8 protein-coding genes, 4 tRNA genes and 1 pseudogene are annotated in these 12,226 nt (G+C 71.8%); 5 read left to right on the top strand and 8 right to left on the bottom strand.

Annotation, left to right across the window (positions count from 1 at the left end; all coding sequences use genetic code 11):
* The 7 genes and pseudogenes from ACWD3D_RS24490 to ACWD3D_RS24520 all read right to left on the bottom strand — a co-directional run.
* Positions 1 to 381, bottom strand: a pseudogene (locus ACWD3D_RS24490) (hypothetical protein); the annotation flags it as partial.
* A 333-nt stretch (positions 382 to 714) separates the two neighbouring features.
* Positions 715 to 788 (bottom strand) — tRNA-Lys (locus ACWD3D_RS24495).
* Positions 789 to 1,129: 341 nt separating this feature from the next.
* Complete coding sequence (locus ACWD3D_RS24500) at positions 1,130 to 3,427, bottom strand: DEAD/DEAH box helicase (protein ID WP_451462959.1); 2,298 nt, start codon at positions 3,425 to 3,427, stop codon at positions 1,130 to 1,132.
* Positions 3,428 to 3,738: 311 nt separating this feature from the next.
* The gene (locus tag ACWD3D_RS24505) at positions 3,739 to 4,260 is read right to left on the bottom strand and encodes a hypothetical protein (protein WP_451462960.1); all 522 of its coding nucleotides are present in this window, start codon (positions 4,258 to 4,260) and stop codon (positions 3,739 to 3,741) included.
* 94 nt (positions 4,261 to 4,354) lie between these two features.
* Entirely contained in the window at positions 4,355 to 4,735 is a 381-nt protein-coding gene (locus ACWD3D_RS24510) for a fluoride efflux transporter FluC (protein ID WP_451462961.1), read from the bottom strand.
* Positions 4,732 to 5,196, bottom strand: a complete 465-nt coding sequence (gene crcB / locus ACWD3D_RS24515) for a fluoride efflux transporter CrcB (RefSeq protein WP_451462962.1) — start codon at positions 5,194 to 5,196, stop codon at positions 4,732 to 4,734. Before crcB ends, ACWD3D_RS24510 begins: the two co-directional genes overlap by 4 nt.
* Before the next feature lie 32 nt (positions 5,197 to 5,228).
* Positions 5,229 to 5,579, bottom strand: a complete 351-nt coding sequence (locus tag ACWD3D_RS24520; protein WP_266706241.1) for a metallopeptidase family protein — start codon at positions 5,577 to 5,579, stop codon at positions 5,229 to 5,231.
* A 180-nt stretch (positions 5,580 to 5,759) separates the two neighbouring features.
* On the opposite strand from ACWD3D_RS24520, the gene ACWD3D_RS24525 reads away from it, so the two are divergent.
* From ACWD3D_RS24525 to ACWD3D_RS24540, 4 genes are all read left to right on the top strand, one after another.
* The gene (locus ACWD3D_RS24525) at positions 5,760 to 7,349 is read left to right on the top strand and encodes a metallophosphoesterase family protein (RefSeq protein ID WP_451462963.1); all 1,590 of its coding nucleotides are present in this window, start codon (positions 5,760 to 5,762) and stop codon (positions 7,347 to 7,349) included.
* Between the two features lie 102 nt (positions 7,350 to 7,451).
* Positions 7,452 to 7,524, top strand: a tRNA-Glu gene (locus ACWD3D_RS24530).
* Between the two features lie 38 nt (positions 7,525 to 7,562).
* Positions 7,563 to 7,637, top strand: a tRNA-Asp gene (locus tag ACWD3D_RS24535).
* Positions 7,638 to 7,659: 22 nt separating this feature from the next.
* Positions 7,660 to 7,733: transfer RNA gene (locus tag ACWD3D_RS24540), tRNA-Phe, on the top strand.
* 59 nt (positions 7,734 to 7,792) lie between these two features.
* Here ACWD3D_RS24540 and ACWD3D_RS24545 read toward each other — a convergent pair.
* Positions 7,793 to 8,563 carry a DsbA family protein gene (locus ACWD3D_RS24545; RefSeq protein WP_451462964.1) on the bottom strand — a complete coding sequence of 257 codons (771 nt, stop codon included), beginning with the start codon at positions 8,561 to 8,563 and terminating at the stop codon, positions 7,793 to 7,795.
* Between the two features lie 398 nt (positions 8,564 to 8,961).
* On the opposite strand from ACWD3D_RS24545, the gene hrpA reads away from it, so the two are divergent.
* A partial coding sequence (gene hrpA, locus ACWD3D_RS24550) for an ATP-dependent RNA helicase HrpA (RefSeq protein WP_451462965.1) occupies positions 8,962 to 12,226 on the top strand: 3,265 nt, incomplete at its 3' end.

A 12,226-nucleotide genomic window follows, 5' to 3' on the forward strand; every position in this document is an offset into this window, starting at 1 on the left:
GCGGACCAGAGGGCGCGCGAGGACCGCCTCGAACCACTCCGCCGTCCTGCTCGCCAACTCTGCTGGTCCGCCCGTGGCTTCGAAGGCGAACTCGTCCGCGGCCCGCAGGATGGTCAAGTCCTGGATGTGGAGCCTGCCGCCACGGACGACGGCGCCGTCCACGTGGGCGCCCACTACCAGAATCCCCCGGCCGCGTTGCGGGTCATCGATGTCCAGATGGACGATCAGCCGCCCGCTGGAGGTGCTCGCCGCCGGCAGCACGACGGTGTCGAGCGGGTCCACCTGCCAGGAGCCCGCTCTTTCGGCCAGAGCGTCCACGAACGCGCGCTGCGCGATGTCCAGGTCGCCTTCGTCGTACTCGAACCAGGGGATCCCCGCCATGACCGCACTCTAGAACTGCCCCGCAACCCGTGGTGGATCAGTGCGCGGCATCGGATGCGGTGCACCGCGAGGCGGAAGAACATCCGCACGCTGGATGTCGCGGACGTTCCGACAACGCAGCGAGGTGCCGTGGCGGTCTTCGCGCACCCGCCAGAAATTGCGGGGCAGCCCTCGGACGCGGTACCGAGCCGTCCAGAAGCCGGCGGTCATCGGACCGTCCACTCACGCATCACGGACGCACGAGGCCCGCGACGACGGAGCGCCCCGACCAGCCGAAGCCGGTCGAGGCGCTCAGTACCAGGTCAGAGGGTGTCTCCCCTGTCCTGCTCGCGGTAGGCCGTGTGGGACTCGAACCCACAACCAACGGATTAAAAGTCCGCTGCTCTGACCAATTGAGCTAACGGCCCCTACCGGATCACCCATGAGCATAGCCCGCCCGGACCCGGCGGCCGATCCGGTATCCCGTGATGGGCCACCGCGCCGGGAGCGCGGATCTCCGGAGGCCGCCGAGGGGCGAGCTCGTGCCCTTGTGAACCTGCGGCTACGGGCGGGTGCGACGTACCGCGGGGGAGACACGGCGGTACGGACCCCGCCCCTGTATTGCTCCCCGGACACACACCGGGCCCGGACAAGCGCCAGGGCCCGTACAACACCTCTCGCGGTGTCGTACGGGCCCTGGCGGACGATCAGCGGCTCAGCGGGGAGCCGTCAGGTCGCGGGACCGCCGGTCGGCGGTCCGGACGGCCGATCAGCCGTTGCGCTTCCAGCGGGGCTTGTCGTCGCGGCGGCCGAAGCTGCCGGTGTTCGTGCCGGTGTTGCCACCGCGGTGGTCGTCACGACGGCCCTGCGGGCGGTCGCCGGCGCCGCCGGAGCGGAAGCCACCGGACGGACGGTCGTCACGACGGTCGCGGTTGAACGGACGGTCGCCGCCACCGGAGCGGAAGCCGCCGGAGGGGCGCTCGTCACGACGGTCGCCGCCGGAGCGGAAGCCACCGGACGGACGGTCGTCACGACGCTCGAACGGACGGCCACCACGGTCGCCGCCACGGTCGTCGCGGCGGTCGCCACCGGAACGGAAGCCACCGGACGGACGGTCGTCACGACGGTCGCGGTTGAACGACGGACGGTCGTCACGACGCTCGAACGGACGGCCACCACGGTCGCCACCACGGTCGTCGCGGCGGTCGCCACCGGAACGGAAGCCACCGGACGGACGGTCGTCACGACGGTCGCGGTTGAACGACGGACGGTCGTCACGACGCTCGAACGGACGGCCACCACGGTCGCCACCACGGTCGTCGCGGCGGTCGCCACCGGAACGGAAGCCACCGGACGGACGGTCGTCACGACGGTCGTTGCCGCCGCGGTAACCACCGCGGTCGCCACCGCGGTTGTCGCGACGCTCGTAGTTGCCCCGCTCGTCGCGGCGCTGCTCCTCGCGGACCGGCTGCTCCGGCACGGCGACGGCGGCCTCGACGGCGGCCTCCGCCTCGGCGACGGCCTCGGCCACCGCCTGCTCGGGGTCGTCGCCCCGCTCGCGCGCGGCACGGGCCACCAGGCGGTCGGCCTCCTCGCGGAGCTCACCGGCGCGGCGCTGCACGTGCTCCAGCTGCTTGGTCAGCTCGGCGACCTCGCGCTCGGCCTGCTTGGCGGCGTTGTTCGCGGAGTCGGCCTGGACCTCGGTGAGCGAACGCGCACCGGTGATCTCGGCGACCTCGGGCTCGAAGACGCCCGCGCCCTGGACGATGTGACGCGAGGCGTCGACGCCCGCGTCCTCCATCAGGCGGAAGATCTGACGACGCTGGTGCGGGAGCGCCAGCGAGACGACGACACCGGACTTGCCGGCACGGGCGGTACGGCCCGAGCGGTGCAGGTAGTCCTTGTGGTCGCCGGCCGGGTCGACGTTCAGCACCAGGTCGATGCCGTCGACGTGGATGCCGCGGGCGGCGACGTCGGTGGCGACCAGGGCGTTGACGTAGCCCTTCTTGAAGTCTTCGAGGACGCGGGTACGGGCGCCCTGCGTCATGCCGCCGTGCAGCGCGTCGGCCTTCACACCGGACTCGATGAGCTGCTCGGCGATGCGGTCGGCGCCCAGCTGGGTGCGGACGAAGATGATCGTGCGGCCCTTGCGGGCGGCGATGGCGGCCGTGACCGGCGCCTTGTCCTTCGGCTTCACGACGAGGACGTGGTGCGACATGGTCGAGACGTTGCCCTGGGCGCTGTCGACCTCGTGCGTGACCGGGTTGGTCAGGTAGCGCTTGACCAGCGTGCCGATCTCGTTCTCCATGGTGGCGGAGAAGAGCATGCGCTGACCGCCACCGGGGATCTGGTCGAGCAGCTCGGTGACCTCGGGCAGGAAGCCCAGGTCGGACATCTGGTCGGCCTCGTCGAGAACGGCGACCTGGACCTCCGCGAGCGAGCAGGCGCCGCGGTTGATGATGTCGCGCAGACGGCCCGGGGTGGCGACGAGGACGTCGACACCGCGCTCCAGGGCGTAGATCTGGTTGCCCATGGAGGTGCCGCCGCAGACGACCTTCATCTTGAGGCCGAGCACGTCGCCGTACGGCTGCAGCGCGTCCGCGACCTGCATCGCGAGCTCACGGGTCGGCGTGAGGATGATCGCGCGGGGCTTCTTCTTCTCGGTGTGACCGCCGGCCAGCGCGGCCAGGGTCGGCAGACCGAAGGAGAGGGTCTTGCCGGAGCCGGTACGGCCTCGGCCCAGGATGTCCTTGCCGGCCAGGGCGTCCGGGATGGTCGCGGCCTGGATCGGGAAGGGGCTGGTCACGCCGTTCTGCGCCAGCTTGCGGACGATGCCCTCGGGCAGGCCCAGCGAGGCGAAGGTGAGGGTCGGCTCGGCGTCCTCGTCGGACGCGGCGTCCTCGTCGGACGCGTCGAACGCGGCCTCGACGGGAGCGGCGGCCTCGGGGGCCTCCTGCTCGGCCTGCTCGGCCGTCACCTCGGCGGCGACGGGAGCTGCCTCGGCCACGACGGCCTCGGCGACGAGCTCGGCGGTCTGCGCGAGCTCGGTGTCGATGTCTTCGGACATGACGGTGTGGTCAGAACTGGAAATTGACATGCGAAATGCGAAACCTTCCGGAGTCTCGGCACGCGCCCGTAACTCCGTGTTTTCGCAATTTCGACCGCCTCAATGCGGTCCAGCCACGGCAAGGGAGAGTACGCGCCACACGGCGCTCTTCTGTGTCGGCGCCGGGCAATGGGATCAAACGATCTACTACCATACGCACCCTCCCCCACATTGCGCAAACCGCCCTTCTTCGGCACCCGAACAAACCACCCTTGACCTGCGGTGATGCCCAAGGTCGGCCGACGGCGCCCCGGTCGCCGAGGGCGCGGCGGTCACTCCGCCGGCGAGGCCGCGGGCGGTGTCGGTTCGTCCGGCGCGGCCGGCGATTCCGCGGGCTGTCCCCCGCCGCCCGTGTCGCCGCCCGGGGCCGGGTCGGTGACCGCCGGGGGCGTGGGGTCGGGCGGGACGGGGACGAACGTGACGACGGGGTCCCCGGGTCCCGCCGACACGCCCGGCACCACCACCGCGGGGGCCCCGCTCCCGCTGGGTGTCGGCAGCCCGGTCCCCCGGTCCGCCGCCGAGGGGCTGGGCGAGGCGGGATCACCGGACCGCTTCGGGTCGGCCTTCCCGCCCTTGGCCCGGTCCGTGTGGTCGCGGCCCGACCCGCCGGAGCCGGAGCGGCCGGAGCCGCCGGACACCCCGCTGTCCTGCTCCTCCGTCGCCCCGGCCGCCCCGGCGGACCGGGAGGGGCGGGGACCGGACTCCTCGGCGTCCACGCTCACGCACCCGAGGGAGGCGCTCAGCATCAGCGCGGTGAGGACCGCCCAGCGGGCGGTAGGGGGAAACGGGCGCACGGGGCACCTCCGGGACGGGAACGCGGGAACGGGTGCGTGGTACCCAACTCCCCGGACCCCGCCGGGGACACGCCCACCGGCCGACCTGTAGGCGTCAGCCGCCGAATCCGGCTCCGCCCGCCACCTCCGCGCCGAGGAACACCGCGCCCAGCCCCATCAGCAGGGAGGCCACCACGTTGGCGCCCGCGAGGAAGGTCCGCCCGGACTCGGCCATCCGCAGCGTCTCGTACGAGAACGTCGAGTACGTCGTCAGTGCCCCGCAGAGCCCGGTGCCCAGCAAGGCGTAGACGGGCGCGGAGACGGCCGCGCCGGTCAGCACCCCGAGCAGCAGGCTGCCCGCCGCGTTGGCCGCGAAGGTGCCCCAGGGGAAGACGTACGGAAGTCCGGCGCCGTGGTGCCGGCGCACGAGACGGTCCGTCAGATAGCGCAGTGGCGCGCCCACCGCGCCGCCGACGACGACCAGCAGCCAGTTCACCGGACACCGCCTTCCGTGCCCCGCATCCGGGTCCCGCGTGCCCGGGCCACCGCCTTGCGGGTCACCACCGCTGACGCCCACACCGAGCCGAGCGCCGCCACCAGCGTGAGGAAGGTGTACGCCATCGCGGTCAGCGCCTCCTGCCGCTGGAGCAGCTTGGAGACGTCGGCCGCGTACGTGGAGAAGGTGGTGAAACCGCCGAGCACGCCGACGCCGAGGAACGGGCGCACCAGCGGGCGGGTGACCACGGAGAGTTCGGCGGTCAGCACCATCAGCACACCGATCAGGGCGCAGCCGGCGACGTTGACGACGAAGACCGTCCACGGGAAGGCGCCCGCGTCGGTGGGCCAGGCCAGGGTGGCGGCGTAGCGCGCGGTGGCGCCGAGCGCGCCGCCGACCGCCACGACACCGAGCACCGACGCCTCGCGCGGCCCCGGCAGGGCGGGCGGCGCGGGCAGCACGGGCTCGTCCCCCGGGGGAGCGCCTGCCCTCTTCACGCGTAGCCGAGCGCGTGCAGCCGCGCGTCGTCGATGCCGAAGTGGTGGGCGATCTCGTGGACCACGGTGATCTCGGTCTCCGCGACGACGTCCTCGCGGGTCTCGCACATCCGCAGCGTCGGCCCCCGGTAGACGGTGATCCGGTCCGGCAGGACGCCCGCGTACCACTCGCCCCGGTCGGTGAGCGGTGTTCCCTCGTAGAGGCCGAGCAACTCGGGTTCGCCGGGGTCCGGTTCGTCCTCGACGAACACGGCGACGTTGTCCATCAGCCGCGTCAGTTCCGGCGGAATCCGGTCGAGCGCCTCGCTCACCAGCTCTTCGAACTGCTCGCGCGTCATCTCCAGCACCCCGCCATTGTCACGCACCGCCGCCCCGGCGCACCCGTCCGGCCGGGCGTCCGTCCCGTACGCCCCGTACGCCCGGGTACCTGCCCCGCGCGCGGCCCGCGTCCCGCCGGCCGCACCCCGTACGCGGGCAGGTGCCGCACCCGCCGCATGTCCGGAGCGCGGACCGGGCATACGGGTCCAATGGTTCGCGTCCCGTTCCGTCCGCACCGCACCGCCGCCCGTGTCGGCCGGAGCCGAGGTCCTCGTACCGCCCGGATGCCGGCGCCCGTGCTCCTCCCCGGGCCCACCGGGCCCGGGCCCGGCCCGGTCGTGCGGGTGCTCGCGATGGCCGCGGTGGTGGTGCTGGGCGGCTGGCTCGGGCTGCTGGTGGTGGGGGACGTGAAGACGCCCGTCGGCCCGATGGACACCACGATGGCGCTGCGGCCCTCGCTCACCGGGGGCACCCGGGTGGACGTGTCGCCGCTCGGCGCGCTGGAGCTGGACTCGCACGTCGCGCCCCTGCGGCTGGACGTGGACGTGGACCGGCTCGATCCCGAGCGCTCCCAGCGGCTGGTGGAGAAGCCCGAACGGTTCTCCGGGCTCCAGGACGAGGTGGCCCGGGACGTCACGGACGGCGCCCGGGAGCTGGCGCTGCGGTCGGTGGTGGCCGTGCTGACCGGGGCGACCGTGCTCGGCCTCGTCGTCTACCGGCGCCCCCGCCCGGCCCTGGCCGCCGGCGGCCTCGCGCTGGTGCTGCTGGCGGGATCGGGCGTCAGCGCGTACGCCACCTGGAACCCGAAGTCGGTGCTGGAGCCGAAGTTCTCGGGGCTGCTCTCCAGCGCCCCCTCGGTGGTCGGCGACGCCCGTTCGATCGTCACCGAGTTCGACGTCTACCAGCAGGAGCTGGCCCGCCTGGTCACCAACGTCTCCCGGCTGTACGACGCCACCTCCACGCTCCCCGTCTACCAGCCGGACCCGGGCACCCTGCGGGTCCTGCACGTCTCGGACATCCACCTCAACCCGGCGTCCTGGCACATCGTCGCCTCGCTGGTGAAGCAGTACGACATCGACGTGATCATCGACTCCGGCGACACCATGGACCACGGCACCACCACCGAGAACGGCTTCCTCGACCCGATCCGGGACCTCGGCGCCCCGTACGTCTGGGTGCGCGGCAACCACGACTCCCGGGAGACGCAGAAGTACCTCCGGGGCTTCAAGAACGTGCGGGTGCTGGACGAGGGCAGCGCCGTGACCGTCGCCGGGCTGCGCATCGCGGGCGCCGGCGACCCCCAGTTCACCCCCGACCGGACGCTGGCACTCGGCGGCGCGGCGTCGGAGCGGATGGCCGGCCTCCGGCTGGCCTCCGCCCTGCGCGACCAGACCCGGGCCGGCACTCCGGTGGACATCGCGGTGGCACACGATCCGCAGCTCGCCCGGGAGACCGACGGCACTGTTCCGCTCGTGCTCGCCGGCCATGTCCACCACCGGGTCAACGAGCTCCTCCCGCTCGGCACCCGGCTGAAGGTGGAGGGCTCCACCGGTGGCGGCGGGCTGCGCGCCGTACAGAACGAGAAGCCGGAGAAGGTACGCGCCTCGGTCCTCTACCTGGACCGTGCGACCCGGCGGCTCCAGGCCTGGGACGAGATCACGCTGGGCGGACTCGGCCTGACGACTGCCGAGGTGAGCCGCCATCTGCCGGAGGAGAACAGCCCCGCGGCATCCCCCTCGCCCAGCCCTCCCGTCCCCGCCGCGCCCCCTTCGCCCGGCGTTCCCAGCCCGTCCCCGTGACCCCGCCGCGACCCCACCGGGAAACCGTTTTGGCGTTAGCCCCGAGATCCCATATGCTTCTGACGTCCCCGACGCGCTGGAAAGCAAGCCGGTGGGCCTTTAGCCCTCATCGTCTAGTGGCCCAGGACGCCGCCCTTTCAAGGCGGTAGCACGGGTTCGAATCCCGTTGGGGGCACGCTTTAACGTGTGCGAGACTTGTCTCGCACATTGCTTGGTCCTGTGGAGCAGTTTGGAGTGCTCGCCACCCTGTCAAGGTGGAGGCCGCGGGTTCAAATCCCGTCAGGACCGCTGCAGTTCTCAGGAGCTGCGTGGCTGGGTAGCTCAGTTGGTACGAGCGATCGCCTGAAAAGCGATAGGTCGCCGGTTCGATCCCGGCCCCAGCCACCTTTCGGAAGCCCCATCCACGCGGATGGGGCTTCCGGCGTTTCAGCCGACGTCCGGCGTCACCCGGCCGGGTTCCCCACCGGGGTGACACTCTCGGTCGGAACGGCACTGCCGGTACGGGCCGCTTCGGCGGCCTCCTCGATGGCCGAGGTGAAGGTCGCGTCGGGCTGGGCTCCCGCGAGCGGGCGGCCGTTGACCAGGAAGGACGGGGTGGCGGTGGCGCCGAGCCCGTACGCCTCCGCCTGGTCCCTGCTGACCGACTCGGACGCGGCCACGCTGTCCAGGTCGGCGCGGAACTTGTCGAGGTCCTTCACACCCGCCTCCTTCGCGAGGGCGGTGAGCCGGTCGGGGCCGAAGCCCTTCTCCTGGGCCCCCGAGGCGTAGGCGGCCCGGTGGAACTCCCAGAAGCGCTTCTGCCGGCCCGCCGCCCAGGAGGCGCGGGCGGCGGCCTCGGAGTCCGCGCCGGAGACCGGGAAGTTGCGCCATTCGATGCGCAGGGTGCCGTCGGCCACGTAGGCGTCGATCAGGTCCGGTTCGGTGTCCCGGGCGAACTCGCCGCAGGAGGCGCACCGGAAGTCGCCGTACTCGACGAGGACGACGAGCGCGTCCGTACGGCCGAGGGCCAGCGGGTCGCCGGGCTCGCGACGGGCGAGCTTCGCGGCCTCGGAGTACTCCCCCGTGTCGGGCCGGGCCGACGCGCCGACGGCGGCCGGGGGCGGACCGGGGGCGGTGGCCCGGTAGGAGGCGTAACCGAGCAGGGCGGCGGCGAGGGCGACCACGGAGCCGTACAGCAGGGGCTTCTTCGACCGGCTCTTCTGGGGCAGGGGCATGCGGCACTCCGGGAGCGTCGTACGGATGCGGGGCGGCAGAGCGGAGGGGCGGCGGAGGCGAGGGGCGGCCGGGCCGGAGCGACGGAGCGACGAGGCTCAGCCACCCCCGGGTATCCGGGCGGCGGCGCGCGGCGCACCGGCGGTACGGGCCCTCGGGCTTGTCACCGGGCACGTCGTACGGGACAAGGCGCGGGCCCCTTCCCGGATGGCCTCGAATCGGGCGACTTGCCGGAAATGTTACGTGTTCAAGGCCGCTCGGACGGGCGCACCCGGCACGGAGGACACACCCCGCGTCCCGCCCGCGCGGCCCGACCGGCACGGAGCCCGGTCCGCCCGTCGACGGCCCGTGCGAAATCGGTTCGCCACTCCTCGGGCGCGGGTGAGATCCTGGGGTCCGTATGTCTACTTCCTTCGCTGATCTCCAGTCCCAGCTCGGACAGCTCTCGCTCCGTGACGCGCACCGGCTCGGCCGGCGTCTCGAAGGGGCGCGTCGCATCCGCAAGCCCGAGGCCCGTCAGTCCGTCGTGGACGAGATCGCGGCCGAAGCGGGCAAGGCCGCCGAACGGCTCGCCACGCGCGCCTCCCGGCTGCCCACCGTGTCGTATCCGGAACAGCTTCCGGTCAGCCAGAAGAAGGACGTGATCCTGGAGGCGATACGCGATCACCAGGTCGTGATCGTCGCGGGCGAGACCGGCTCGGGCAAGACAACCCAGATCCCGAAGATCTGCATGGAGCTGGGGCGCGGGGTACGCGGCATGATCGGGCACACCCAGCCCCGCAGGATCGCGGCCCGCACGGTCGCGGAGCGCGTCGCGGAGGAGCTGGACACCCCGCTCGGCGAGACCGTGGGCTGGAAGGTCCGCTTCACCGACCAGGTGAACCCCGAGTCGACCTTCGTGAAGCTGATGACGGACGGCATCCTGCTGGCCGAGATCCAGACGGACCGCGAGCTGCTCGCGTACGACACGATCATCATCGACGAGGCGCACGAGCGGTCGCTCAACATCGACTTCCTGCTCGGCTATCTGGCCCGGCTGCTGCCGAAGCGCCCGGACCTGAAGGTCGTCATCACCTCGGCGACCATCGACCCGGAGCGGTTCGCCCGGCATTTCGGGGACGCCCCGATCGTCGAGGTCAGCGGACGCACCTACCCCGTCGAGGTCCGCTACCGCCCGCTCCTCGAAGAGGGCGGCGAGGACGCGGACCGCGACCAGATCACCGCGATCTGTGAGGCGGTGGACGAGCTCCAGGCCGCCGGCCCCGGTGACGTGCTGGTCTTCCTCTCCGGTGAGCGGGAGATCCGCGACACCGCCGACGCGCTCGGCAAACGCAACCTGCGCCACACCGAGGTGCTCCCCCTGTACGCGCGCCTCTCGCACGCCGAGCAGCACCGGGTGTTCCAGCGCCATACGGGTCGGCGCATCGTGCTGGCGACGAACGTCGCCGAGACCTCGCTGACCGTCCCCGGCATCAAGTACGTGATCGACCCGGGCAACGCCCGCATCTCCCGCTACAGCCACCGCACCAAGGTGCAGCGGCTGCCGATCGAGGCGATCTCGCAGGCCAGCGCCAACCAGCGCAAGGGCCGCTGCGGCCGTACCTCGGACGGCATCTGCATCCGGCTGTACTCCGAGGACGACTTCCTCACGCGGCCGGAATTCACCGATGCCGAGATCCTGCGGACCAACCTCGCCTCCGTCATCCTCCAGATGACCGCGGCCGGGCTCGGCGACATCGAGAAGTTTCCCTTCATCGACCCGCCGGACCACCGCAACATCCGCGACGGTGTGCAACTGCTCCAGGAGCTGGGCGCGCTGGACCCCGGGGAGAAGGACGCGCGCAAGCGGCTGACGCCGCTCGGCCGCAAGCTCTCGCAGCTCCCGGTGGACCCGCGGCTCGCCCGTATGGTCATCGAGGCCGACCGCAACGGCTGTGCCCGCGAGGTCATGGTCATCGCCGCCGCGCTCTCCATCCAGGACCCTCGCGAGCGGCCCTCGGACAAGCAGACGCAGGCCGACCAGCAGCACGCCCGGTTCAAGGAGGAGACCTCCGACTTCCTGGCGTACCTGAAGCTCTGGGAGTACGTCCGCGAGCAGCAGAAGGAGCGCGGTTCCTCCAGCTTCCGGCGGATGTGCAAGCAGGAGTACCTGAACTTCCTGCGCATCCGCGAGTGGCAGGACATCTACTCCCAACTGCGCACGGTCGCCCGGCAGATGGACATCAAGGTCGAGGAGCCCTCGCCCGGCGCGGGCATCCCCGAGCAGGCGGTGCACACCTCGCTGCTGGCCGGCCTGCTCTCCCACATCGGGCTCAAGGACACCGAGAAGAACGAGTATCTGGGCGCACGCAGCGCCAAGTTCGCGATCTTCCCGGGCTCCTCGCTCTTCAAGAAGCAGCCCCGCTTCGTGATGTCGGCCGAGCTGGTGGAGACCTCCCGGCTCTGGGCCCGCGTGAACGCGAGGATCGAGCCGGAGTGGATCGAGCCGGTCGCCCAGCACCTGCTGAAACACACCTACAGCGAACCGCACTGGGAGAAGGACCAGGCGGCGGTGATGGCGTACGAGCGGGTCACCCTCTACGGGGTACCGATCATCGCCCAGCGCAAGATCAATTTCGGCCGAATCGACCAGGAGGCGTCCCGGGACCTCTTCATCCGGAACGCGCTCGTGGAGGGGGACTGGCGCACCCACCACCAGTTCTTCCACGACAACCGCAAACTCCTCGGCGAGGTCGAGGAGTTGGAGCACCGCGCCCGGCGCCGCGACATCCTCGTGGACGACGAGACGCTCTTCGACTTCTACGACCAGCGCATCCCCGAGCACGTCGTCTCCGGCGCGCACTTCGACTCGTGGTGGAAGCACAAGCGCCGCGACGAGCCGGACGCGCTGGACTTCGAGCGCTCCATGCTCATCAACGAGAAGGCCGGGGCCGTCACCAAGGACGACTACCCGGACTCCTGGCGGCAGGGAAAGCTCAAGTTCAAGGTGACGTACCAGTTCGAGCCCGGCGCGGACGCGGACGGCGTGACCGTCCACATCCCGCTCCAGGTGCTCAACCAGGTCACCTCCGAGGGCTTCGACTGGCAGATCCCGGGCCTGCGCGAGGAGGTCGTCACCGAGCTGATCCGGTCGCTGCCCAAGCCGGTCCGCCGCCACTACGTCCCCGCCCCGAACTACGCCGGCAAGTTCCTGGACCGGGCCGTCCCGCTCCAGGAGCCGCTGCCCACGACCCTCGCCCGCGAACTCCAGCGGATGGTCGGGGTGCCGGTCACCGCGGACGACTTCGACCTCGGGCGCGTACCGGAGCACCTGAAGATCACGTTCCGGATCGTCGACGAGCGGCGGCGGAAGGTCGCCGAGGACAAGGACCTGGAGGCGCTCAAGCTCAGGCTGCGCCCCAAGGCCCGCCAGGCGCTCTCCCAGGCCGCCGCGGCCACCGCCGGACCCTCGGGCGTCTCCATCGAGCGTTCGGGGCTCACCGGCTGGACCATCGGCACCCTGGAGCGCGTCTTCGAGACCCGGCGGGCCGGGCAGCCGGTCAAGGCGTACCCGGCACTGGTGGACCAGGGCGAGACGGTGGCCGTCCGGCTCTTCGACACCGAGGCCGAGCAGCAGCAGGCGATGTGGCGGGGCACCCGCAGGCTCATCCTGCTGAACATCCCGG

This window comes from Streptomyces sp. NPDC002690 (assembly GCF_053592415.1).